This is a genomic window from Acrocarpospora catenulata (assembly GCF_018476525.1).
GTDB classification, from domain to species: domain Bacteria; phylum Actinomycetota; class Actinomycetes; order Streptosporangiales; family Streptosporangiaceae; genus Acrocarpospora; species Acrocarpospora catenulata.
In genome coordinates this window covers 18904-43662 of record NZ_JAHCST010000046.1, presented here as the reverse complement: position 1 = coordinate 43662, position 24759 = coordinate 18904, and the positions used below count along the sequence as shown (strand labels likewise).

General features: G+C 70.3%; 19 protein-coding genes. 11 read left to right on the top strand and 8 right to left on the bottom strand.

Features of this window, described 5'->3' with window-relative positions:
- Positions 1 to 15 precede the first annotated feature (15 nt).
- A complete protein-coding gene (locus KIP79_RS33220; RefSeq protein ID WP_214108918.1) occupies positions 16 to 600 on the top strand; it encodes a DUF4870 domain-containing protein in 585 nt (194 codons plus the stop codon).
- Here the strand turns inward: KIP79_RS33220 and hemW are convergent.
- Complete coding sequence (hemW, locus tag KIP79_RS33215) at positions 597 to 1814, bottom strand: radical SAM family heme chaperone HemW (RefSeq protein WP_214108917.1); 1218 nt, start codon at positions 1812 to 1814, stop codon at positions 597 to 599. The genes KIP79_RS33220 and hemW overlap by 4 nt on opposite strands.
- Positions 1815 to 1927: 113 nt before the next feature.
- Here hemW and KIP79_RS33210 point away from each other — a divergent pair, with 113 nt between their 5' ends.
- Complete coding sequence (locus tag KIP79_RS33210; RefSeq protein ID WP_214108916.1) at positions 1928 to 3181, top strand: glycoside hydrolase family 18 protein; 1254 nt, start codon at positions 1928 to 1930, stop codon at positions 3179 to 3181.
- 121 nt (positions 3182 to 3302) lie between these two features.
- On the opposite strand, the gene KIP79_RS33205 is transcribed toward KIP79_RS33210, so the two are convergent.
- Complete coding sequence (locus KIP79_RS33205; RefSeq protein ID WP_214108915.1) at positions 3303 to 4298, bottom strand: methyltransferase; 996 nt, start codon at positions 4296 to 4298, stop codon at positions 3303 to 3305.
- A 560-nt stretch (positions 4299 to 4858) separates the two neighbouring features.
- Here KIP79_RS33205 and KIP79_RS33200 point away from each other — a divergent pair.
- Positions 4859 to 5200 (top strand): hypothetical protein, encoded by a 342-nt coding sequence (locus KIP79_RS33200; RefSeq protein WP_214108914.1) that lies wholly within the window; start codon positions 4859 to 4861, stop codon positions 5198 to 5200.
- Positions 5145 to 5774: an MOSC domain-containing protein gene (locus tag KIP79_RS33195; RefSeq protein WP_214108913.1), complete on the top strand. Its 630-nt coding sequence runs from the start codon at positions 5145 to 5147 to the stop codon at positions 5772 to 5774. The genes KIP79_RS33200 and KIP79_RS33195 overlap by 56 nt, the downstream gene beginning before the upstream one ends.
- Positions 5775 to 6036: 262 nt before the next feature.
- On the opposite strand, the gene lepA is transcribed toward KIP79_RS33195, so the two are convergent.
- On the bottom strand, positions 6037 to 7866 hold the full coding sequence (lepA, locus tag KIP79_RS33190) for a translation elongation factor 4 (protein WP_308170023.1): 1830 nt from the start codon (positions 7864 to 7866) through the stop codon (positions 6037 to 6039).
- A 75-nt stretch (positions 7867 to 7941) separates the two neighbouring features.
- Here lepA and KIP79_RS33185 point away from each other — a divergent pair, with 75 nt between their 5' ends.
- The 7 genes from KIP79_RS33185 to KIP79_RS33155 all read left to right on the top strand — a co-directional run bounded on the left by KIP79_RS33185 (position 7942) and on the right by KIP79_RS33155 (position 17571).
- The gene (locus KIP79_RS33185) at positions 7942 to 8946 is read left to right on the top strand and encodes a glycosyl hydrolase family 18 protein (protein WP_214108911.1); all 1005 of its coding nucleotides are present in this window, start codon (positions 7942 to 7944) and stop codon (positions 8944 to 8946) included.
- Positions 8947 to 9080: 134 nt separating this feature from the next.
- On the top strand, positions 9081 to 9353 hold the full coding sequence (gene rpsT / locus KIP79_RS33180) for a 30S ribosomal protein S20 (RefSeq protein WP_214108910.1): 273 nt from the start codon (positions 9081 to 9083) through the stop codon (positions 9351 to 9353).
- Positions 9354 to 9478: 125 nt separating this feature from the next.
- Entirely contained in the window at positions 9479 to 9835 is a 357-nt protein-coding gene (locus tag KIP79_RS33175; RefSeq protein ID WP_214108909.1) for a ClpX C4-type zinc finger protein, read from the top strand.
- Between the two features lie 235 nt (positions 9836 to 10070).
- A complete protein-coding gene (locus KIP79_RS33170) occupies positions 10071 to 13295 on the top strand; it encodes an ABC transporter permease (protein ID WP_214108908.1) in 3225 nt (1074 codons plus the stop codon).
- A 1-nt stretch (position 13296) separates the two neighbouring features.
- Positions 13297 to 15963 (top strand): FtsX-like permease family protein, encoded by a 2667-nt coding sequence (locus tag KIP79_RS33165; protein ID WP_214108907.1) that lies wholly within the window; start codon positions 13297 to 13299, stop codon positions 15961 to 15963.
- Positions 15960 to 16883, top strand: coding sequence for an ABC transporter ATP-binding protein (locus KIP79_RS33160; protein WP_214108906.1), 924 nt, complete (start codon positions 15960 to 15962; stop codon positions 16881 to 16883). Before KIP79_RS33165 ends, KIP79_RS33160 begins: the two co-directional genes overlap by 4 nt.
- On the top strand, positions 16876 to 17571 hold the full coding sequence (locus tag KIP79_RS33155) for an ABC transporter ATP-binding protein (protein WP_250214231.1): 696 nt from the start codon (positions 16876 to 16878) through the stop codon (positions 17569 to 17571). The genes KIP79_RS33160 and KIP79_RS33155 overlap by 8 nt, the downstream gene beginning before the upstream one ends.
- 204 nt (positions 17572 to 17775) lie before the next feature.
- On the opposite strand, the gene holA is transcribed toward KIP79_RS33155, so the two are convergent.
- The 5 genes from holA to hutI form a co-directional block, all read right to left on the bottom strand.
- Positions 17776 to 18741 carry a DNA polymerase III subunit delta gene (gene holA / locus KIP79_RS33150; protein WP_214108905.1) on the bottom strand — a complete coding sequence of 322 codons (966 nt, stop codon included), beginning with the start codon at positions 18739 to 18741 and terminating at the stop codon, positions 17776 to 17778.
- Positions 18742 to 18784: 43 nt separating this feature from the next.
- Positions 18785 to 20503 (bottom strand): ComEC/Rec2 family competence protein, encoded by a 1719-nt coding sequence (locus KIP79_RS33145; protein WP_308170021.1) that lies wholly within the window; start codon positions 20501 to 20503, stop codon positions 18785 to 18787.
- Positions 20504 to 21512: 1009 nt separating this feature from the next.
- The gene (locus KIP79_RS33140) at positions 21513 to 21944 is read right to left on the bottom strand and encodes a ComEA family DNA-binding protein (RefSeq protein WP_214108904.1); all 432 of its coding nucleotides are present in this window, start codon (positions 21942 to 21944) and stop codon (positions 21513 to 21515) included.
- Positions 21945 to 22683: 739 nt separating this feature from the next.
- The gene (locus KIP79_RS33135; protein ID WP_214108903.1) at positions 22684 to 23529 is read right to left on the bottom strand and encodes a DegV family protein; all 846 of its coding nucleotides are present in this window, start codon (positions 23527 to 23529) and stop codon (positions 22684 to 22686) included.
- 15 nt (positions 23530 to 23544) lie between these two features.
- Positions 23545 to 24753, bottom strand: coding sequence for an imidazolonepropionase (hutI, locus tag KIP79_RS33130; RefSeq protein WP_214108902.1), 1209 nt, complete (start codon positions 24751 to 24753; stop codon positions 23545 to 23547).
- Between the last annotated feature and the right edge of the window lie 6 nt (positions 24754 to 24759).

Genomic DNA, 24759 nt, shown 5'->3' with positions numbered 1-24759 from the left:
CATGGAGGCGTTGCCATGAGCGAAACTCCCCCGGAGCCGGGTCGACCGTCCTGGGAGAGCCTCTCCGGGCCCCCGACCATGCCGAGCGGCTACAAGGGCCCCGTGCCGCCGCCACCACCGCCTCCGCCGGCCCAGCCCGGGTACCCGGTCTACCCGCCGCCGCAGAGCTTTCCGCCCCCGCCACCGGCGCCGCCGCCGTACTACGGTCCCCCGCAGTACGGCCCCTCGCCGGGCTATTACGCGCCCCCGCCGCACGTGCCCTTCCAGTACGGTCCCAGGCCGGGCAGCGATGACACCACGATGGCGATGCTCGCCCACCTCCTGGGCCTCCTGAGCAGCTTCGTCGGACCGCTGGTGATGTACCTCCTGAAGAAGGACGAGTCCCCCTATGTCCGCGACCAGGCGGCCGAGGCGCTCAACTTCCAGCTCACGGTGCTGGTCGCGTCGATCGTGTCGTCCATCCTGATGGTGATCATCATCGGGATCTTCCTGCTGATGGCGGTGCTGCTCGGCGGGGTGATCCTGAGCATCATGGGCGCGGTGGCCGCCAACAACGGCAGTCCGTACCGGTATCCGCTGTCGATCAGGTTCGTGAGTTAGGTCAGGTCGCGGATCAGCGCGTCGGCCAGCAGGCGGCCCCGGAGGGTGAGCACGGCTTGGCCGGCCTTGAACGCCGCGGTGTCCAGCAGGCCGTCGGCGAGCGCGCGGGCGACGGCGGGCCGGACCCGGGGCTCGAAGGCGTCCAGCGGGTAGCCGGTGTCCAGCCGGAGTTCCAGCATGATCTTCTCGACCACCTGGTCGGCGGGGGTGAGCACCTCGCGGGCGTGCGCGGGTGAGGTTCCGGCGGCCAGGCGGGAGGCGTACGCGGCGGGGTGTTTGACGTTCCACCAGCGGGTGCCGCCGACGTGGCCGTGCGCGCCGGGGCCGACGCCCCACCAGTCGCCGCCGGTCCAGTAGAGCAGGTTGTGGCGGCACCTGGCGGCCTCGGAGGTGGCCCAGTTGGACACCTCGTACCAGCGGAACCCGGCCTTGGCGAGGAGTTCGTCGGCGATCAGGTAGCGGTCGGCGGCCACGTCGTCCTCGGGCATCGGCAGCTCGCCCCGGCGGACCCTGGCGGCCAGCCTGGTGCCCTCCTCCACGATCAGCGAGTACGCCGAGACGTGGTCGGGCGCGGCCTCGATCGCGGCCTCCAGCGAGGCCCGCCAGTCGTCGTCGCTCTCTCCAGGCGTGCTGTAGATCAGATCCAGGTTCACGTGCTGGAACCCGGCCGCCTTCGCCTCCTGTACGGCGGTCGCCGCCCTCCCGGGCGTGTGCTTGCGGTCCAGCACGGCGAGCACGTGCTCCCTGGCGCTCTGCATGCCGAAGCTGACCCGGGTGAAGCCGCCGGCGCGCAGCTCGGCCAGGGACCGCGGGCCGACCGATTCCGGATTGGCCTCGGTGGTGACCTCCGCGCCGGGGGCCAGTCCGAACTCGGTTTCGATCGCGTGCAGGATGCGGACCAGGTCGGCGGCGGGCAGCAGGGTGGGGGTGCCGCCGCCGAAGAACACCGTCTCGGCCCTGGGCGCGGCCGGGCCGAGCACCCGGCGGGCCAGCCGGATCTCGGCGATCGCGGTGTCGGCGTAGTCCCGGTGGGAGGCGCCCGGGCCGAGTTCGGCGGCGGTGTAGGTGTTGAAGTCGCAGTAGCCGCAGCGGGTCACGCAGAACGGAACGTGCACGTAGAAGCCGAACGGACGGTCGCCGAGGGTGGCCAGGGACTGCGGCGGCAGTTCGCCGGTGGCCGGGACAGGACCGCCGTCAGGGAGAACGGAAGGCACGTACTCCAGTGTGGCGGCATCCGGAGGATGCCATTGACCGGGCTGATCACACCGGTCTACGATCCTGCTCAAATTTAAAAGAAAGTTTCCTAATAGTTCTAGGAGACCAGCCCGTGCGTCGACTCCTCCTCCTGCTCTCGCTGGCCCTGGTGGCCACCGCCGTACAACCCGCAACCGCCCAGGCCACCACGACCGGTTCCGGTTTCAACCGGGTGGCCTACTTCATCCAGTGGGGTATCTACGGCCGCAACTACCACGTCAAGGATGTGGACACCAGCGGCGCCGCCGCCAAGCTCACCCACATCAACTACGCGTTCGGCTTCGTCAACGCGGCGGGCGAGTGCTACTCGGCCGACCCGTGGGCCGACTGGCAGCGCGGCGTGCCCGCCGAGCAGAGCGTGGACGGCGTCGCCGACGACTGGACCGGCCCGCTGCAGGGCAACATGAACCAGCTCAAGAAGCTGAAGGCCAAGCACCCCGGGCTCAAGGTACTGATCTCGCTCGGCGGCTGGACCGGCTCGGCCTACTTCTCCGACGCCGTCCTCACCCCGCAGTCCCGATCCAAGCTGGCCGCCTCCTGCATCGACCTCTGGCTGAAGGGCAACCTGCCCGACGCCCCTGGCGCCGGCGCGGGCGTCTTCGACGGCATCGACCTGGACTGGGAGTGGCCGGGCTCGGACGGCAACGCGGGCAACGTGATCCGGCCGGAGGACAAGCAGAACTTCACGCTCTTCCTGGCCGAACTGCGGCGGCAGATGAACGCTTTCGACCGGCGCAGCCAGCTGACCGCCTTCCTCCCTGCGGCGGCGGCCAAGATCGACGCTGGGTTCGAGGTGCGGAAGGTCTTCGACTACCTCGACTTCGCCACCATCCAGGGGTACGACCTGCACGGCACCTGGGAGCTCCAGACCGGGCACAACGGCAACCTGTTCACGGACAGGAAGGACCCCAACCCGGTCAAGTACAGCGTGGACCAGACCGTGCGGGACTACCTGTCTCGTGGGGCGCCCAAGCGCAAGCTCGTGATCGGGGTGCCGGCGTACGGGCAGGGCTGGACCGGCGTGACCGCGGGCGGCAACGGCCTCTGGAAGCCCGCCACCGGCCCCGCGGCCGGCAAGTGGGGCCCCGGCACCGAGGACTACAAGGACCTGGCCACCAAGCCCGGCAAGCGTTACCGCGACCTGCTGACCGGGTCCCAGTGGCTCTATGACGGCAACCAGTTCTGGTCCTACGACGACCCCGCCGTCATGCTCGAAAAAGCCGCCTACATCCGCCTCAAGGGCCTCGGCGGCTCCATGATGTGGTCCATCGACGGCGACGACTCCAAGGCCTCCCTCACCAAGGCCCTCTGGTCAATCCTGCGCTGACCTGTTCCCACTGACCTTCCTCCCACAGCGAGCGCGTCCCCCGTACAACGCCTCGCCCAGGGCCGGAGCGACCCGATTCCCGCCGCTCCGGCCCTTTTCTTTTGCCCTGGGCACGCTGGGGCTAGGGAGTTGGGCGCAGTTCGAGGATGGAGATGTCTGCGGCCTGGTGGACGGCGGCGGTCGTGAGGTTCGCGCGGGACGCGAGCCGGCTGAGTTCGGTCACGCCGCGTTCCTTGGCGCCGAAGTAGACGAGCATGCGGAGATCCATCCCCGTGCTCACGCTCTCGCCGTCGTAGCCGGTTCTCTCGAGCACGAACACGGCGCCGTCCGGACCGGCCGCCTCCGCGCAGCGGCGGAGGATGGTGATCGAGGACTCGTCGTCCCAGTCGTGGATGATCGCGGAGAGCAGGTACGCCTTCGGCCCCTTGGGCAGGGGCTCGAAGAAGCTTCCGCCGACCGCGTCCGCACGGTCGTCCAGCCCGGCCGCCGCCAGGGTACGCCGGGCCGCCTCGGCGGTGTCCGGCTGGTCGAAAACGGTCCCGCGCAGGCCGGGATAGGCGCGCAGGATGGCCGCCAGGAGGGAGCCGTTCCCGCCTCCGACGTCCATGATGTGCCCCAGGGCACCCCAGTCGTAGCCACTGACGATGGCGGGCGCGTCGCCGGACACGTCCACGCCCATCTGAATGTCGTACCCGGCGCTGCGATCGGGATCGGCGGCCACGTCGGCCCAGAACTCGCGCCCGTACATCTCCGGAAACGCCGGACGCCCGGTGCGAATGCTGTGCGGCAGGTACACGAAGGACAGATCGGCCCGGCCGACCGCCGCCTCCACGTCGAGCATCGGCCGCAGACCACTCGGGTGGTCGTCGCGCAGCCCCTCCCCCTTCTCGGTCAGCGCGTAACCACCATCGGGCCCTTCGCTGAGGATCCCCACAGTCACGAGATGACGAAGCAGCCGATCGAGAGCATCCACGTCGGCACCGACGACCGCCGCCAGCTTTGCGACCGTCCCCACCCCACCCGCGATGTGATCGGCGATCCTCAACGTGGCCGCCGTCCGCACCGCCATAGGCGTCACGATGTCGGCCAGAACCGAAAGCGCCCGCCCCTCACCCATGAACTCTCCCTTCCTCCGCACCCAAAGCCCCACCCAAAACCGGGCAAAGCCCAAGGACCCTAGCCATCCCGCCGCGCACCCCGCCACCGAATTACCGGGCCAGGGACGGGGCCCAAGGGATGGAACGAACAGTCGAGTGAAAACCAGACGAAACCACACGACAGCAACGCTTCAGGCAGATGCGACTACCCCGGCAACCAATCCTTCACATGCCCCGGCCGCCAACCGACCATCCGACGCAAACCGGGCCCAGCCAAAGGCCAGAAAGGGCTGGATGGAAGGAGTCCCACGGCAACCAAACTCCGCACACCGACGCGGACGCCCAGCACCCCGACGCCCTCGATCCGACCACAGGCCGAAACAGGCTGGACGAACCGAAGCCCACGGCGATCAATCTCCCTGCGCGAGGAGCGGCACCCAATCACTCCGGCGGAAGCTAGGCCCAGACCCGAAGGGCCAGAAGGGTGAGTGGGAGTTCCATGGCAAGCGGGGTTCCGGGAAGTGTCGGTGGGGTTGCGTACTGTGGCTCTCGAACGTGCGTGCGAGAGTTGGAGGCTGATGTGATCAGCGATGCGGTGGTGGCGGAGCGGTTTCTGCGGGCTGCGCGGCTGGGGGTGGCGATGGCTCTGGAGGCGCAGCGCATTCTGCGGGTGCACCGGGCGGAGGGAGCCACTGCGGTGGAGATTCCGGTGCCCGACGCGGCGGTCATGGCGGCCGTGTTGGATGCGGCGGCCGGGTGCTTCCCGGAAGGGGACGGGCCGCCCGAACTGGCCCGGCAGGCGGTGCTTCGGCCGTTGTTGGAGATCGCCTCGCTGGCCGAGAGCGGGGAAAGGTTACGGTCGGCAGATGAACATTCTTTCGGTGAACGTGGGCCGGGCGGTCGATGCCGAGTGGGCGGGTAACACCAAGCGCACCGCGATCGACAAGAGGTCTGTCGAAGGCCGGGTGCCCGTGTTGGCCAACGGCCTCGGCGGGGACGAGCGCGCCGACATGGTCGCCCACGGCTCGCCCAACCAGGCTGTGTACGCCTATGCCCGCGAGGACTACGACTGGTGGGAGGGCGAACTGGGCCGCCCCCTGCCCAACGGCCAGTTCGGCGAGAACCTCACCACAACCGGCATCGACGTGAATGGTGTCCTGCTCGGCGAGCAGTGGCGCGTGGGCAGCGCGCTCCTGGAGGTGACCGCCCCCCGCATCCCCTGCGTCGTGTTCCGCAACTGGCTCAACGAATCAGCTTGGGTCCGCCGCTTCACCCAGGCGGCACGCCCCGGCGCCTACTTCCGAGTCCTGGAACAGGGCGATCTCGCCGCCGGCGACGAGATCGACGTGATCTGGCGTCCGGAATCCAGCGTCACCCTCACCGAGTCCTTCCACGCCTACCACGGCGACCGAGACCTGATGCGCCGCCTCCTCGCCTTCCCCGGCCACGCCGAGGTCTGGGACCGCGTAGCCGAACGCGTCCTGAAACCCGAATAATCCCCCAGCCCGTTGCTGACTCCAGCCGAACTCGCCCCCGCCGGGGGCCGCGCCGGTGTCTGGAGTGAACGGAGGAGCGCCAGTGACCGGAGAGAGGGAAGATACCGACTGAGAGCGGCTGGGCCGCCGTGCCGGAGTCGCAACGTCACAGCCAGGCCGGGCCGCCGGAAGCGGGTCCAAGTCACAGCCGGGCCGCCGTGTCGGGAGGCGCGGGCAATGTCTTATCCGGGCCAGCCTGCCGGAGGCCGGCCCGGTGTCACAGCTATTTCTTCGGCTTTTCCGCGGAGGACTCGCCGGTGGAGAGGGCGGCTACGAAGGCTTCCTGGGGGACCTCGACCCTGCCGACCATTTTCATTCGCTTCTTGCCCTCCTTCTGCTTCTCCAGGAGTTTGCGCTTGCGGCTGATGTCGCCGCCGTAGCACTTGGAGAGGACGTCCTTGCGCATCGCTCGGATGTTCTCGCGGGCGATGACACGAGCGCCGATGGCGGCCTGGATGGGTACCTCGAACTGCTGCCGGGGGATGAGGTCCTTGAGCTTCTTGGCCATCTCGACGCCGTACGCGTAGGCCTTGTCGCGGTGGACGATCGCGCTGAAGGCGTCCACCGCCTCGCCCTGGAGGAGGATGTCCACCTTGACCAGGTCGGCGTCCTGCTCCCCTGACGGCTCGTAGTCGAGCGAGGCGTACCCCCGGGTCTTGGACTTGAGCTGGTCGAAGAAGTCGAAAATGATCTCGCCGAGCGGCAGCGTGTACCGGATCTCGACGCGGTCCTCGGACAGGTAGTCCATGCCCTGGAGCTGCCCGCGCCGCCCCTGGCAGAGCTCCATGATCGCGCCGATGTACTCGGCGGGAGCGAGCACCGTGGCCTTCACCACGGGCTCGTAGATCTCCGCGATCTTGCCCTCGGGGAACTCGGAGGGGTTGGTGACCACGACCTCCCGGCCATCCTCCATGACCACCCGATAGATCACGTTAGGCGCGGTGGAGATCAGCGCCAGGTTGAACTCCCGCTCCAGCCGCTCCCGCACGATCTCCATGTGCAGCAGCCCGAGGAACCCGCAGCGGAAGCCGAAACCGAGCGCGGCCGAGCTCTCCGGCTCGTAGACCAGCGCCGCGTCGTTGAGCCGGAGCTTGTCCAGGGCCTCGCGGAGTTCGGGGAAGTCGTCGCCGTCGATCGGGTACAGACCGGAGTAGACCATCGGCTTGGGGTGCTCGTACCCGCCGAGCGCCTCCCCCGCCGGTTTGGCCGCGCTGGTCACCGTGTCACCCACCCGGGACTGCCGCACGTCCTTCACACCGGTGATCAGGTACCCCACCTCGCCGACGCCGAGCCCACGATCGGAGACCATCGGCTCGGGCGAGATGACGCCGATCTCCAGGGTCTCGTGCTGAGCCTGGGTGGACATCATCAGGATGCGCTCGCGGCGGCCGAGGTGGCCGTCCATCACCCGGACGTAGGTGACCACGCCGCGGTAGGTGTCGTACACCGAGTCGAAAATGAGCGCGCGGGCCGGCGCGGCCGCGTCGCCGACCGGGGCGGGCACCGTCTCCACCACGTGGTCGAGCAGTTCCCTGACCCCGACACCGGTCTTGCCGGACACCCGGAGCACCTCGGACGGCTCGCAGCCGATCAGGTGCGCCAACTCCTCGGCGTACTTCTCCGGCTGGGCCGCGGGCAGGTCGATCTTGTTGAGCACCGGGATGATGTGCAGGTTGGCGTTCATCGCCAGGTAGAGGTTGGCCAGCGTCTGGGCCTCGATCCCCTGCGCCGCGTCCACCAGCAGGATGGCGCCCTCGCACGCCTGGAGAGACCGGGAGACCTCGTAGGAGAAGTCCACGTGGCCAGGAGTGTCGATCATGTTCAGCACGTGGCCGTTCCAGGGCAGCCGGACGGCCTGGGACTTGATCGTGATGCCGCGCTCACGCTCGATGTCCATCCGGTCCAGGTACTGCGCCCGCATGGACCGGTCGTCGACCACGCCGGTGATCTGCAGCATCCGGTCGGCAAGGGTTGACTTGCCATGGTCGATATGCGCGATGATGCAGAAATTGCGGATCAACGCGGGGTCGGTCTGGCCAGTCTGAGTGCGCACCGAAGTCCGTTTCAACAGGGTCTGAGGCGAATCCAAGGCTGGCGGAGCAGCCACCCTCCATGGTGGCATGTCCGGATGCTTGCCTTGACCACCAGAGGGGTCCTGAAATGGATCGCGATCATTGTGGCGGTTCCGGTGACGCTCGTGCTCCTCGCGGCCACCGTGTTGCGCCTGGACTTCGCGGGCACCCCAGCCGAATGGGCCAAATCCACCGGAAATGATGCTCTCTGGCTGGGCCACGCCTGGGTGGACGGCCGCCGCACGGCCGCCGACGTGGACGCCCTCGCCACGCGGCTCGGCTCGATCAAAGACGTGTACGTGCACAGCGGCCCCTTGACCGCGAACGGCACACTCCGCCCCGAGAAATACCCGAACGCCACCAACCTGCTGTCCTGGTGGAAGGAGCGGCTCCCTGGCGTACGGATCTCCGCGTGGCTCGGTCAGACGGTCAACGCCAAGGACGGCGGCCATCTGAACCTGTCGGACCAGGCCACCCGGGCACGTATCGTCCAGGGCGCCAAAACCCTGATCGACCTGGGGTTCGACGGCATCCACTACGACTTCGAACCGGTGCCGGACGGCGACCCCGCCTACCCGGCCCTGATGCGGGAGACCCGGCAGGCGATCGGCCAGAAGGTGCTGTCGGTGGCCACCCAGCAGATCGAACCCGCCTTCGGGGCGCAGTGGGCGTTCCAGCTGGTGGCGGGGCATGGCAAGTACTGGTCCCCGGAGTATTTCCGGGAGATGGCCGAGCTCTCCGACCAGGTGGCCATCATGACCTACGACTCGTGGACCCCCTTGCAGTCCCTCTACGGGGGATATGTCGCCCGGCAGACGGCCATGGCGCTGGAGGTCGTCCCGGACGACACGACCCTGCTCATCGGCGCGCCCGCCTACCACGACCACATGGCGGGGGTGAGCGACTACGCCGAGAGTGTCGAGATGGCCGCCGAAGGCGCCCGGCTGGCCCTCACCCAGCACGGGCCGCGCCAGAACCTCGGTCTCGCCCTGTATGTGGACTTCGCCGCCACCGAGCAGGATTGGCGGGAGTACCACGAGTACTGGGTGCGGCCAGGCTAGAATGTCAGGCAATCCGTGCTCATGATTTGAGACCCCGCCAGGGCTGTTGGTATTCTGACTAACTGCGTGTGGCGCGCCCTCTCATCGAGCCAGCGCGACCCATCCAACCAGACTTCACATCCGAGGCTTCCTTCGTGGCGAACATCAAGTCCCAGATCAAGCGCAACAAGCAGAACGAGAAGGCTCGTCTGCGCAACAAGGCGGTCAAGTCCTCCCTGAAGACTGCTGTCCGCAAGTTCCGCGAGACCGCCGAGCAGGGTGACGTCGAGGCGACCCTGGCCGCGCTGCGCTCCGCCAGCCGTCAGCTGGACAAGGCCGTCAGCAAGGGCGTGATCCACAAGAACCAGGCCGCCAACCGCAAGTCGGCCATCGCCAAGCGCGCCGCCGCCCTCCAGGCCGCCAAGTAGCTAACCGATCAACGCCGCCTCCCTGTAGCACGGGGAAGGCGGCGTTTTCATGCCGGGGCTTGTCAGGGAGAGCCTGACATGGAAGTGTGTCAGGGAGAGCCTGACAAACCTTCAAGGAGCCCCCCATGCCCGCACCCACCCTCAACGAACAGGACATCCGCTGCTCGTTCTGCGGCAAACCGAAGACCGAGGTTCCCAAGATGGTCGCCGGCGCCGGAGTGTTCATCTGCAGCGAGTGCGTGGCGCTCTGCACCGAAGTGCTCGGACTCGACCAGCCCAAGGTGCCCTGGCCGGACACGATGACCGACGAGGAGATCCTCGACCACCTGCCCAGGATCGCGGCAGTCGGCGCCCAGGTGGACGCGGACCTCAAGGTCTGGGTGGGCCGCCTCCGCGACCGCGGGGTCACCTGGGCCAGGATCGGCGCCGCCCTCGGCATGACCCGCCAGTCGGCCTGGGAGAAGTTCTCCGGCGAAGAGTAGAAGCGCCCGCCGTGGCACCATGAAGGCGCCGTGTGAAAGCGTGTGAGACGGCAAACACATATCGAGATCGTTGTGCGAACTCAAGCGTGGTTTTGTCACGTTTTCGATATCACATCGGTATCGCCGCAGCGTATCGGGTGCATCACTGTCGTCTCTGACCCCTCGTCAAGCCCCTGAATTCCCTTAATGTGTGTGCGAAATACGGACATCAGGGCGCAAAGCTTGGGGGTTGTGCATGCGCGGGCGAACACCGCTGGTCCTGCGCCGCGCGTTCAGCGAGCCGCTCCTCCTGGTCGCCGCCTTCGGCTCGATCCTGCTGGCCACCACCGCCCTGGTCGCCCTGACCATGTACGCGGTGACGGTCGCCGAGGTGGGCGTACGCCGCGCCATGGAGACCGCGCCCCTGGAGACCACCGCGGCCCGCGTCAGCGCCCCGGTGGACGCCAAGTCCTTCCCGACCTTGGACCGCGACGTCCGCGCCCAGTTCGCCGAGACCTACGGGGCCATCCCCGCCGGCGTCACGGTGAGCGTGCGCTCGGACTCCTACGCGATGCCCGGCCAGGAGAACCGCGAGCAGCCCGAGTTAACCCGCTTCGCCACCTACCAGGACCTGGACACCCAGTCCCGCCTGATCGAGGGAGCCTGGCCGCAGGGCTCCCCCGGCGGCCGGGTGCAGGCCGCGATCTCCCAGCCCGCCGCCCAGGCCATGAACCTCACCCTGGGCAGCGAGTTCACCATCCACGGCCGCCTGGACGGCAAGCCCGTGGACGTCCGGGTGACCGGGATCTTCCAGCTCACCGACCCCTACAGCGAGCGCTGGTCCGGCGACGAGGTGCTCAGGCGGGGCTCCAGCACCGGCAACTACACCACGTACGGGCCCCTGGTCGTCCCCGAGGACACCTTCATCGCCCGTTTCGCGACGAACGTCAGCGCGACCTGGCTGGCCGCACCGGACCTGCGGGACCTGCCCAGGGAGGAGCTGCGCCCGTTCGCGGACAAGGTCGCCGCCCTGGGCGACGACATCAAGGCCCAGTGCTCGGCCTGCACCGCCTCCAGCCGCCTGCCCGACATGCTCGGCCAGCTCGACCAGGCCGCCCTGGTGGCCCGCTCGACCATGCTGGTGCCGGTGCTCCAGCTGCTCCTGCTGGCCGCGTACGCCCTGATGCTCACCGCCAGGCTGCTGGCCGACCACCGCCGCATGGAGGTGGCGCTGCTCCGCTCGCGCGGGGCCGGGAGCGTGCGCCTGGGCCTGCTGGCCGCCGCCGAGTCCCTGCTGGTGGCCGTGCCCTGCGCGATCGTCGCGCCGTTCCTGGCCCCGCCGCTGCTCCAGCTGATCAGCTCACTGCCGTGGTTCCGCGCCACCGGCGTACGGCTGACGCCCACCCCGGACGCGACCACCTTCGCCGTCTCCGCCGGGGTCGCCGTGGCCTGCGCGATCCTGCTGGCCCTGCCCGCCCTGCGCGGGGCCCGCCGCACGTACGTCGAGGAACAGTCCGCCCGCGGGCGGGGCGAGCGGCAGGGCCTGATCCAGCGGGCGGGCGCCGACCTGGTCCTGCTGGTCGTCGCCGGGCTGGCGGTCTGGCAGCTGCAGCACTACGGCGCCCCGGTCACCTCGACCGCGGGCGGCGGCCTCGGCATCGACCCGCTGATCGTGATGGGCCCCGCGCTGGCCCTGCTCACCGGCGGCATGCTGGGCCTGCGACTGGTCCCCCTGGTGTCCGGCCTGGCCGAGAAACTGACCGCGCGGCGGCGCAGCCTGGCCCCCGCGCTGGGCGCCTGGCAGGTGTCCCGCCGTCCGATGCGGTACTCGGGCCCGGTCCTGCTGCTCACCATGGCGATCGCGATCGGCGTGGTGTCGATGGCCACCGCCGCCACCTGGCGCGGCTCCCAGCTGGACCAGGCCAGCCACCTGGCCGCCGCCGACCTGCGCGTGTCGGGCCCGGTGGCGGGCCCGGAACTGGGCGAACTCGGGCGCGGGGCCACCTACGCGGCCCTGCCCGGGGTGACCACGCTGAGCCCGGTCTACCGGGGCGCCGTCGAGCAGGGCACGGTGGACGCCACCTTCCTGGCCCTGGACGCCACCAAGCTCCAGCCGCTGATGCGGCTCCGCGACGACCTGACCGACTATCCGGTGAGCGCGCTCGGCCACGAGCTGTCCGCCGAACGCCCCGAGCTCACCCCGCTCACCATCCCGGGCACGCCGGCCAAGCTGCTCATCACCACCCGGCTCACCCTGGACAACCCCCAGGTCGCCGACTCCTACCGGAACCTGGTCCCGCGCCTGGTGCTCCGGGACGCGCTGGGCGCCCGGTACGAGGCCAGGGCCGGGGTGCTGGTCCCGGACGGCGCCGACCACACGCTCACCGTCGACCTGGCCGGCCTGGCCGGGAAGTCGGGCACCATCGCCCACCCCCTGAGCGTGACCGGCCTGCTGCTCGACGTGCCCGTCCCGATCACCGGCTCGGCGTTCACGCTGACCCTCGCCGAGGCCGGGACCGACACCGGCGAGCGGCTGTCCGTGCCCGAGTGGTCGCCGGTGATCCGCGGGGGCGGCCGGCTTGCGGCGCCCGAGACCATTCCGGGCGGGTTGCTCACCCTGAACGTGCCCAGGGCCGACGATAAGGACTTCGAGGAGCCGCAGGACCCGGAGCACCTGGCGGTGGTGCCCGGTCTGCCGGACACGCCCATGCTGCCCGTGGTGGTCACCGCCGACCTGGCCGCCTCCACCAAGATGGCCGTCGGCAAAGCCGCCCAGTTGTCCATCGACGGGCAGGACATCCCGGTCATGCCGGTCGGCATCGTTAGGGCGATGCCCGGCACCAGCGGGGACGCTCCGGCCGTACTGGCCGATCTGGAGACCTTGCAGGCGCGGGACCTGACCACGGCGCGGGCCCCGCACCTGGCCACCGAATGGTGGCTGGCCACCCCGGACGAGCGGGCCGCCGCCGAACTGGCCGCCCATCCCGAATGGGACCAGACCGTGGTGGACCGGGCCGTGCTGACCCGGCAGCTGCGCGACGACCCGCTGGCCAGCGGCCTCCAGGGGGCGCTGATCCTGGGCTTCGCCGCGGCGCTGGTCTTCGCGGTGCTCGGCTTCCTGGTCAACGCGGCGGTCGCGGCCCGGGAGCGGATGGCCGAGTTCGCCCTGCTCCGCGCGCTCGGGGTGAGCTTCCGGCAGGTGTTCGGCCTGCTGGCGGTGGAGCAGGCGTTCATCGTCGGGCTCTCGCTGGCCGCCGGGACCGCTCTGGCGGTCGTGGTGGCCGAGCTGGTGGTGCCGCACATCGTGCTGACCGGCCAGGCCACCTCGGTGACCCCCGGCGTGCTGCTGGACATCCCGTGGGGGGCGACCATCGGCCTGCTGGCCGGGACCGCCGTGCTGCTGTTCGCGGTCGTGGCCGGGCTCGCCCGCACGCTACGCCGCCAGGGACTGGGCGCCGCGCTGCGCATCGGGGAGGACTGACGTGAACGCGTGGCGGCTCATCCTGGTGCACCGGGGCGCGGCGGGGGTACTCGCGCTGCTCGCGCTCACCGCGTCGCTGCTGGTGGCGGGGTTGCCGAGGAGTTTCGAGCAGGCGTACGACGAGGCGCTGACCGTGCGGCTCGACGAGGTGAGCGCGCAGCAGACCGACCTGACGGTGTCGCTGCGGCCCAACATGATGGACGACCAGATCGCCTCGCCCGCCGGGTTCGCCGACCTGGACGCCGACTGGCGGGGGAACCTGCCGCCGCTGCTGCGCACGGCGGTCCAGGCCGGGGGGACCAGCCACTTCTCCGCCAAGACGTACGGCACGCCGGTGATGGGCCGCATCGGCTCGCCCGCGAAGGCCCGGCAGTACGTGGACATCGCCTGGGTCTCCGGGATCGAGGACAGGGTCCGCTATGTGGCGGGCCGTCCCCCGGGGCCGCCGCGGACGCTGGCCGAGGTGCCGGGGCATCCGGAACTGAAGAACATCCCGTACTTCGAGATCGGCCTGGTCGCCGACGCGGAGCAGCGGATGGCGCTGCCGATCGGGACCAAGGTGCTGCTGGCCAACAGCTACACGGTGGTCGCCGAGGTGGTCGGCCTGTTCGAGCCGGTCGACCCCGAGGACCGGTTCTGGGAGCACAACGAGGGCATCCGGCAGGTTCTCGAGCGCCGCCTGCCGGACGACAACCTGGAGTACTACGCCACCGGTCTGGTGCCCGCCGAGGGCCTGCGCTTCCTGGACTCCCGGCGGGAGCTGACCTACAACTGGGTGCTCGGCCTGAACCCGGCGTCGGTCAACGCGCGCAACGCGCCCACGCTGATCGAGGAGATCGAGGACTTCCGGCGGTACGTCACCAGCCAGGGCGGTCAGGAGTCCTACGGGCCCGCCCGGCTGGGCAACGCCCGTTTCGACCTGGTCACCGGCCTGGATCCGCTGCTGACCGGCTACCTGACCGAGTTGCGGAGCGCCCAGACGCTGGTGTTCCTCATCATCGGCGGTCTGGTGGTGGTCGCGATCGGCGTGATCGCGCTGGCCGTGCACCTGTTCAGTGAGCGGATGCGCGGCTCGCTCGGCCTGGCCCGGGCGCGCGGCGCCTCGCTGGCCCAGGTCACCGCGACCGGCACCGCCGCGACCGCGCTGGCGGCGGTGCCGGGCGCGCTCGCCGGGTACGGGCTGTCCTTCCTGATACCCGGTCCCGTCACTCCCGTGGTGCACCTGGCCCCACTGGCGCTGGCGCTGGCCGCCGTGGGCTTCGCGGCGGTACGGCTGGCGCTCGCCCACCGCAGGCCGCTCACCGACAGCCGTGCCGACCTGGTCGCCGCCAAGCCTTCCCCGCGCCGGGTCGCCGCCGAGGTGCTGGTGATCGTGCTGGCGCTGGCCGGGGCGTACGCGCTGCGCTCCCGTGGCCTGTCCACCGACGTGGCCGAGCGGGGGGCCGACCCGTTCCTGGCCCTGGTCCCGGCCGCGCTGACCCTGGCCGGGGCGCTGATCACGCTGCGCTGCTACCCGCTGCCGCTGCGGCTGGTGCTCCGGCTGGCCGCCCGGCGGCGGGGCGCGGTGCCGTTCCTGGGGGTCACACTGGCCGCGAGGTCCCGAGGGGCGACCTCGCTGCCGGTGCTGATCCTGCTGCCCGCGCTGGCCGTGTCGGTGTTCGGGGCGCTGGTGTCCGGGGCGATCGGGGAGACGCAGCGGCTGGCGGCTTGGCAGCACGTGGGGGCGCAGGCGCGGGTGGAGCGGGCGGCGGAGATCCCGGCCGACGTGGCGGCGAAGGTGGCGGCGCTGCCCGGGGTGACCGCGGTGGTGCCGGCGGCCAAGGGCACCGTGCAGCTGGCGACGGGCGGGCAGACGGCGACGGTGCTGGCGATCGACCTGGACGCCTACCGGTCGCTGGTGGCCGGCAGCCCGCTGGCGGTGCCGGCGGCGCCGACGGGGCCGGGGATTCCGGCGCTGGTGTCGAAGAGCTTCGTGGTCTACCCGTCGTTCGAGATCGGGTGGCACACCCGGATGAAGATCAACAATGTCGGGGACGTGACGGAGCTGCCGGGCCTGGCCTACCCGGGGAACCTGATCGTCATGCCGTACGAGGGGCCGAAGCTCGCCGGGCTCCGGACGTACACCAACATGCTTCTTATTTCCGGGAATGTCGGGCGGGAGGCGCTGGAGGCGGCCGTCGGGCTGGAGGACGCCGTCGTCGAGACCTTCGACGAGTCGCTGGGGCGGATCTCCTCCGCGCCGCTGACCGGGACCATCACGACCGGGTTCACCGTGGTCACCGTCGCGATGGGCGGGTACGCGCTGATCGCCGTCGTGCTGGCCCTGGTGATCGGGGCCGCCGACCGGAGCAAGACGCTGTCGTTCCTGCGTACGCTGGGGCTGTCCCAGAGGCAGGCGCGGTTGCTCACGGTGCTGGAGGTGGCGCCCCTGATCGTGCTCACCTCGCTGGCCGGGCTGGCGATCGGCCTCGGCCTGCCCGCCGCGCTCGGCCCCGGTCTCGACCTGTCGGCGTACGCGGGGATCGCCGTCACCGACTTCCCGCTCACCTTCACCACCCCGGCCCTGCTCGCGGCCGGTCTGGCCGCCGTCTCCATTCTCGGCGCGCTCGCGCACGCCACCGCGGGCCGCCGGATGACCACCGCGATTCGAGTGGGAGAGTCCTCATGACCGCACTGTCCGACCTGGAGGCGCGCGCCGCGGCGAGCCGCCCGGCCTTCGGCGAGCACGCCCACATCCTCTGCGACAACCTGGTCCGCATCTACAAGACCGAGGGCGTGGAGGTGGTCGCGCTCCAGGGGCTGGACCTGCTCATCGAGAAGGGCGAGCTGATCGCGATCGTCGGGGCCTCGGGGTCCGGCAAGTCGACGCTGCTCAACGTGCTCTCGGGGCTGGACGTGCCGACCGCGGGGCTGGCCCGGGTGGCCGGCATGGACCTGCTCTCGATGACCGCGCGGGACCGGCTCAGGTACCGCCGCTCGGTGGTGGGGTTCATCTGGCAGCAGACCGCGCGCAACCTGCTGCCGTACCTGACCGGCCGGGAGAACGTGCTGCTGCCGATGCGACTGGCCGGCCGGCGCGCCCAGCGGCAGCGCGCCGACGAGCTGCTGGAACTGCTCGGGGTGGCCGACTGCGCCGGGCGGCGGCCCGGGGAGCTGTCCGGCGGGCAGCAGCAGCGGGTGGCCATCGCGGTCGCGCTGGCCAACGGGCCGGAGGTCATCCTGGCCGACGAACCCACCGGGGAACTCGACAGCGACACCTCCGAGGAGGTGTTCGGGGCGCTGCGCCAGGCCAACCGGGAGCTGGGCGTGACGGCGGTCATCGTCACCCACGACCCGCTGGTGTCCGAGCAGGTGGACCGTACGGTGGGCATCCGGGACGGGCGGACCTCCAGCGAGACGCTGCGCCGCACCTCCGAGGACGGGGACGTGATCGCCGAGGAGTACGCGGTGCTGGACCGGGTCGGGCGGCTCCAGCTGCCGCGCGACTTCATGAACGCGCTGGAGATGGAGCGCCGGGTACGGCTGGAGCTGGAGCGCGACCATATCGGGGTCTGGCCGGCCACGCCCGGGGAGGAGAACAATGACTGAGCCGCTGGTGGTCGTGGAGGGGCTGCGGAAGGTCTATCCACGGGGTGTCGAGGCGCTGCGGGGAGTCTCCTTCGAGGCGTACCCCGGGGAGCTGGTGGCGATCCGGGGGCGGTCGGGGTCCGGGAAGACCACCCTGCTCAACCTCGTCGGCGGGCTGGACCAGCCGACCGGGGGCCGGGTCGTGGTGGACGGCAAGAACGTCACCGAACTCCCCGAGTCCGAGCTCCTCGGCCTGCGCCGGGACGTGATCGGGTTCGTGTTCCAGTCGTTCGGGCTCATCCCCGTGCTGACCGCCGCCGAGAACGTGGGCGTGCCGATGCGGCTGGCCCGGATGGCCGTCGCCGAACGGGAGGAGCGCATCCGGCTGCTGCTCGCCCTGGTCGGTCTGGACAACCACCGCAACCAGCGCCCGTACGAGCTGTCGGGCGGGCAGCAGCAGCGGGTGGCCATCGCCCGCGCCCTGGCCAACCGTCCCAAACTTCTCATCGCCGACGAGCCGACCGGCCAGCTCGACTCCCAGACCGCCCGCCAGATCATGGAGCTCATCCGCGCCCTGGTCCGCAGCGAGAACGTCACCGCCCTGGTCGCCACCCACGACCCCAGCCTCATCACCCTCGCCGACCGCGTCCTCGAACTCCGCGACGGCACCTTCCTCACCGCGGAGCCCGCCGCCACCAGCGCGACGTAACCCCCTGGCTCGCCCCTCAGCGCGTCTTCTCGCGGTCTCCCCGCCTGGAGCTAGTGGGGCGTCTCCGAACCTTGACCCGGATTCGGTCGAAGCGGGGGCCGCGAATTGCCGGGTCAAGGTTGCGTGACGGGCCACTAGCTCGCGACGTGTCCGACCTGACAACGCTCCAACCCGCTGAACGGCACCGGACCGAGGTGGGCTCGGTTAGCGGCCGTTGCGACTGTTCACGATGGTTTGGACGGTGTTTTCGAGGGCGTAGGCGGGGTCGGTGCCCGCGCCCTTGACCTGTTCGTCGGCGGCGGCGACGGCCTGGATGGCGCGGGAGAGGCCCTCGGGGCCCCAGCCGTTGAGCTGGCGGCGGGCGTTTCTGATCTTCCAGGGGGGCATGCCGAGCTGGCCGGCGAGCTGGTTCTCGTTGGCGTTCCGGGGGGCTCCGGCGACCTTGGCCAGGGAGCGGAGGCCGCCGGCCAGGGCGCTGACGATCAGGACGGGGGCGACGCCGGTGGCCAGGGCCCAGCGGAGTTGTTCCAGGGCTTCGCCCAGTCTGCCCTCGACGGCCAGGTCCGCGACGGTGAAGCCGGTGACTTCGACCCGGCCCCGGTGGTAGCGGGCCACCGCGTCCTCGCCGATGCCCTTTCCCGGGGTGTCGAAGGCGAGCTGGCCGCAGGCGGCGGCGAGTTCGCGGAGGTCGCTGCCCACGGCGTCGAGCAGGGCCTGCGCGGCCCCGGGAGTGATCGTGCGACCGGCACGGCGCACCTCCGCGCGGATGAAGTCGATGCGTTCGCCGGCCTTGGTGAGCTTGGTGACGGTGACCACGTGGGCACCGGCTTTCTTGACCCCGTCCACCAGGGCCTTGCCCTTGACCCCGCCCGGATGCATGAGGACGAGCGCGGCGTCGTCGCTGGGGTTCCCGGCGTACTTGACGACCTCCGTGATGACGTCCTTGCCCAGATCCTGCGCCGAACGGATCACAATGACCGTCCGATCCCCGAAAAGCGACGGCGAGGTGAGCCGAGTGACTTCGCCCAGCTCGACCTTCCCCCCAACAAGATCATGAACCTCGGCGTCACCACCCTCCGCGCGAACCTCCGCGACCACCTCTCCGACCGCCCGATCCGCGAGCAGTTCCTCATCCCCAATGACCAACGTCACCGCCGCAGGATTAGCCATGCCTGGCAGCATGCCACTTCCACGCCCAAGCCGCGCCACGGGATCACGACTTCCCCCTGGGTACGACCGCCAGGCCCGCCCCGTACGGCACCACGGCGAGATCACCCGAGCGGTCGGTACGGTGCACCCGGGCGCCCAGCCAGGTCAGGCGGCTGATGGTGGCGGCCGACGGGTGGCCGTAGCCGTTGTCCGCGCCGACGCTGATCAGAGCGGCACGGGCTCCGGTCGCCGCCAGGAATTCGGGATCCTGCCGCCCGGACCCGTGGTGCGGGACCTTCAGCACATCCACTCGAGGAACGCCGTCGCGGAGCAAAGCCGCCTCCGCCTCGGTCTCCAAATCCCCGCCGAGCAGGGCAGAACCGGACGCCCACCGAACCAACAGGACGACACTGGCGTTGTTGACGGCGGATCCGTCGCCCGTTCCTTCGCTCCAGCGGGGATCTCCGCCCCCTTGAGCGTGCACGCCTGCTCCTGAAGCTCCGGGTTCTGTGAGCCCGGCGGCTCCGACGGACGGCGCAAGCGCAGTGATCTCAGTCGGGCCGAACCTCCACCGTGTTCCTGGCCCCACCACCCACTCAGGAATCCGTCTGGTACGCAGTTCCGCCGACACTCGGGCACTTTCGCGTAAGGGATGACGGTTCGGACTGACGACCACGGCGCCAACCGGGCGATCACGAAGGACTCCGGTCAGACCGCCGACGTGGTCAAGGTGGGGGTGGGTGAGAACGAGGAGGACGATCGTGTGCACGTCCAGCCTGCGAAGGCACCGGTCTACCGGCCCGGGCTCGGAGCCGGTGTCGACGACCACCGCTTTCCCGGGACCGGCGGCCAGGACCAGCGCGTCCCCCTGCCCGACATCGCACATCACCATCAACCACCCGGGCGCCGGCCAGTTGGAGGTCACCGGCCCGGCCAGCAGAACCGCCACGAGCGCGCCACCCGCGACCGCGATCACCAGCCGTCGGCCGATCCGCCGCCGGAGCACCCACCAACCGCCGAGCGCCGCCACCGCCAGTAGCACCAGACCGAAGGCCCCCGCCGGCCAGGCGAGCCTGGCTACGGGCAGGCCGGCCGCCCACTCCGCCACCAGGATGATCCAACTGGCGGAAAGGCCCGCCGGGCGGACGATCAGCTGTGCCGCGTCCATGCTGATCGGCGCCACCAGAGCGGCCAGAAACCCCAGCAGGGTGGCGGGTGCGACGGCCGGACCGGCGAGCAGGTTGGCCGGGATCGCCACCGGCTCCACCACACCCGACATCAGCACCAGCACCGGCGTGACGGCCACCTGCGCCGCCGCTGGAACCGCGATCGCCTCCGCGACCAGCCGGGGCATGCGCTCCGCCAGACGATCCCGCCACCTGGGCGCGAGCAGCAGAATGCCGCCAGTGGCGAACACCGACAGGGCGAACCCGTACTCCCTGGCCAGCCCCGGCTCGAACAGGATCAGCAGCAGCACCGTCGCCGACAGCGCCGCCACTCCGTCCCGCGCCCGCCCGGTCCCCAGCGCGATCGCCGCCACCACGCCCATCACCAGCGCCCGCAACACACTGGGCGACGGCCGCGCCACCACGGCGAACGCCCCCATCGCCAGCACGGCCAGCCCTGCCCGAACAGGCAACGGCATCCCGGTCAGCCGCCCGGCGAACAGGAACGCCCCCGCCACGATCGCCAGATTGGCCCCGCTGACCGCGTTCAGGTGGCTGAGTCCCGCCGCCGCGAAATCCTCCTTGATCCCCGGATCCAGCCTCGAGACATCCCCCACCACCAACCCCGGCAACAACCCCCGAGCCCCATCCGGCAGAACCGCACAAGCCTCCCGAAGCCCCGCCCGCAAATGCCCCGCAACCTCCTGGACCGCCGACGGCCCGCCCATCACCTCCGGCGGCCCCCGAACCACCAGAACCCCCGCCTTCAACCTCCCGCCCTCCGCCACCCCCAACCGGCCGATAACCCGCACCCGCTGACTCGGCAACAACCCCACCCACTTCTCCCCCACCCCGAAAACCACCACATCGACATCAACCGAAACCCACCCCTGCCCACCACTCCTCGACGAGCCGACCAGTTCCCTCCCCGCCCCCGAGGCCCCGGCATCAGCCGAAACCCGCCCTTGCCCGCCATTCCTCGACGAGCCGACCAGTTCCCTCGCCGCCCCCGAGACCTCGGCATCAGCCCAAACCCGCCCTTGCCCGCCTTCCCTCGACGAGCCGACCAGTTCCCTCGCCGCCCCCGAGACCTCGGCATCAGCCGAAACCCGCCCTTGCCCGCCACCCGCCTTGAACCTCACAATCCGCGCGTCCACCACGACATTCGTCTCGGACGTCGGCCGCCCCCGAGTCGGCCGGACACGCGGATCCCCATCGAGCACGATCTCCGCCTCAATCGAAGCCTTCTCCGCCGCCAACGCAGAAACCGGCCCAGTGCTCACGGCGTGCACTTTGACGGCCACCACCAGGGCGGTTGCCGCAGCACACCCCAATGTCGCGACAGCCACGTTTCGCCACCGCGCCAGCGGCTCACCTCTCCCGCTCGAAACACACCCTCGCCCCAGGCAGACCCACACGCCCGCCAAGCTGACCAAACACCCGCCCGCCATCACAACGCCGACTTCCGCCGAACACCCCAGCAAGACCAGCGCAGTCACCCAGCTCGCCACCCCCGGCCCAAAAAGCAACCAGGAGTGACCTTCTTCAATCACCAGGTCATCTTTGACAACCTTCACGGCGACTCCCCCGCCACCCGAACACACGGAGACGTGAATTCGGCCACCTTCATGGCGAGACCTTGTCTTTCAGTTCAGCGAATTTCCGTTCACCTATTCCGCTTATCTCGCGGAGTTGCTCAACGGACTGGAATCCACCACGGGAATCGCGATAGTCAATAATTCGCCCAGCCAGGACTTCGCCCACTCCGGGGAGCTCTTCCAGTTGGGCGGCGGTCGCGGAGTTCAAGCTGAGAGGACCGCCGGTCGACGGCGGTGGCCCGGAACCTGGATCGTTCGGCAGGCCCGCCACAATCTGTTCACCGTCCACAAGACGCCGGGCGAGGTTGAGGTTCCCCGGCGTCGCGTCCTTCTTGAGGCCCCCGGCGGCGGTGAGCGCGTCGATGACCCGGGATCCCGAAGGCAGCGTGAGGACACCCGGTTTGCGCACCTTGCCGGTCACGTAGACCGTCACATTCCCGGTGGCCGAAGGAGACGCCATCCCTCCACTGGAAGCAGAAGCAGGGGTCGGCGGCGGCAAGGGCTCGGCAACCGGTTGGGACCGCCAAGCGAAGTACCCGGCCACCAGAGCGGCCACAACCCCCAGAACCACCAGCGCCCGAAGCCCGGACCGCCCGGGATCGAACTCCCGCCCATCACCGAAGAACTCCCGAATCCTCCCAACCACCCCAAGGTTCGAGCCCTCGATCGTCAGATCGTCGCCATCCAGGTCCCCGGCCGACCGCCCTCCAGTTGTCCGTCCCTCAGTCGTCCGCCCAGTCGTCCGCCCACCAGTCGTCCGCCCACCAGTTGACCGCCTCCCATCGAAGCCTCGTTCCACCACATCGGAGACGTAACGACCCCCGATAGGGCTCTCCAACGCCGATTCCGGATACGGATGCGCCCGAACCGAGCCTGACGCGACCCCCGATCCACCGAACGACGAACCGTCGGCCCCGAACGAAGGCGGTGGCCCCGCCCGCTCCTGCGGCGAGGTCAAGTGGTGGAGGCGGGCTTCGACGTCCGGGCGCGTCGATCGGGGGGTACGCACGCCGCGAGGCTAGGCAACCGGGAGCAGGGAGGAATCGGGCGAGCGAGGTTCTGTGGATAGCGGCCGCGCAGCCTGTGCGTGGGAAAGCCCTGTGCACCGGAAGCCCCGTGACAGGCAGCCCCGTGCACAGGAAGCCCTGTGCGCGGGAAGCCCTGTGCGCGGAAAAGCCCTGTGCGCGGAAAAGCCCCAATCAGGGGATATGCGGGGAGACGGTGACGGCGAGCATGCCGGGACCGGTGTGGGCGCCGATGGCGGCGCCGACTTCCACCGTGCGCAGGTGGCTGAGCTTGGGGATGCGGGCGGTGAGGTGATCGGCGAGGGTCTGGGCCCGGGCGTGAGCCGACAAGTGCTGGACCGCGATGTTGACGGGATCCTCGGCGGCGGCGGTCACGGTCAGGTCTTCCAGGCGGGAGAGCGCCCGCGAGGAGGTGCGCACCTTTTCGAGGAGGGTGATGGACCCGTCGGTGATGTGCATCAACGGTTTGACGGCGAGCGCGGACCCCAGAAGGTTGGCGAAGGTGCTGACCCGCCCACTGCGGCGAAGATGTTCGAGGGTGTCCACGTAGAAGTAGCTGCGGGTCGCGGCGGCGGTGTCACGGGCGACGGACGCCACCTCGGCGAGGCCGGCCCCGCGAGCGGCGGCCTGGGCGGCGGCGAGCACGGGAAACCCGAGCCCGTACCCGAGCGACCGACTGTCGACGACCTCAACGGGCAGCACCGCGTCCCGAGCGGCGACCCGAGCCGCGTCCACCGTGCCCGACATTTCCCCGGAAAGATGGACCGAGACCACCCCAGCGGCCCCCCGAGCCGCAGCAGCCTCATACGCGTCGGCGAAACGCCACGGAGCGGGCCGTGAAGTCGAAACCGGTGTCCAGGACCGAAGAGCGTCAGAAACCCCGTCAGCGTCGATCTGAGCCCCGTCGTCGAACTCCCGCCCCCCAACGATCACCTGAAGCGGAACAACGACGATCCCCAGCCCGTCAACCTCCCCCGCCCCCAGATAGGCAGAGGAATCCGTGACAACGACAACCGACATGTCCAGAGGTATCGGCTACTGCACCGGCGTGCCACCGCGCCACACCCGGCGCGGCTTGAGGCCGAAGGCCCAGGCGAAGGCGCCCTCGTGGTCGGCGTCCCACTGGACGATGTCGGCCAAACGACCAGGAGCCAGCACGCCACGGTCGGGAGCGCCGAGCACCTGAGCTCCGCCGAGGGTGGCGGCGCGCAGGGCGTCGCCGACGCTCATGCCGAAGGCGGCCACGGCGAGGCTGATCACCAGGGACATGGAGGTGATGCCGCAGTGGCCGGGGTTGTGGTCGCTGCCCAGGGCGATGGGCACGCCCTGCCTGATCAGGTGGCGGACCGGCGGCAGGGAACCGTGGGAGAGGGCGGTGCCGGGGCAGACCACGGCGGGAACGCCGTAGCGGGCCATCAGCGCGATGTCCTCGTCGGTGGTGTGGTGGAGCAGGTCGGCGGAGGCGCAGCCCATCTCGGCGGCCAGCTGCACGGCGCCGCGCTTGCTGTAGGCGCCGGCGTGCACGCGGGGCAGCAGCCCGACGTTCCGGCCGGAGGCCAGCACCCAGCGGGCCTCGTCGGGCGAGAAGTGCCCGTCGTCGCAGTAGACGTCCACACTGTCGGCCCCGGCCGCGGCGGCGTCCGCGCACCAGGCGGCCACGGCCTCCACGTAGTCGCGCTGGCGGCCGAAGTACTCGGGCGGCACCACGTGCGCGGCCAGGAAGGTGACGTGCACGCGCGGCATCATCGGTTCCTTCTCCAGCTCGCGCAGCAGCCGCACGTCGGCGAGTTCGCCGTCCCTGGTCAGGTGGTACCCGGTCTTGGCCTCGACGGTGGTGGTCCCGCTGAGCAGCCATTCACGGAGCCGCTCGCGCACGCCGTTGCAGAGCGTCCACGGGTCGGTGCCCCGGGTCACGGTGACGGTGGAGCCGATGCCGCCGCCCGCGGCGGTGATCGCGGAGACCGAGGAGCCGCCGGAGCGCATGGCCATCTCGGCGTAGCGGTTGCCCGCGTACACCGGGTGGGTGTGGGCGTCGATCAGCCCTGGCGTGACGAGCGCGCCGCCGAGGTTCTCGACGTGGTCGACGTCGGTGATGTCGTCGACCACGCCGGGCACGGACTGCGGCAGATCCGCCGCGCGTCCCACCCAGGCGATGCGGTCGTTGTGGACCAGGATCGACGCGTTGCTGCACACGTCATGGCCGGTCCACAGCCGGCCGATATTGGTGAGAAGCCGTACGGTCATCCGACC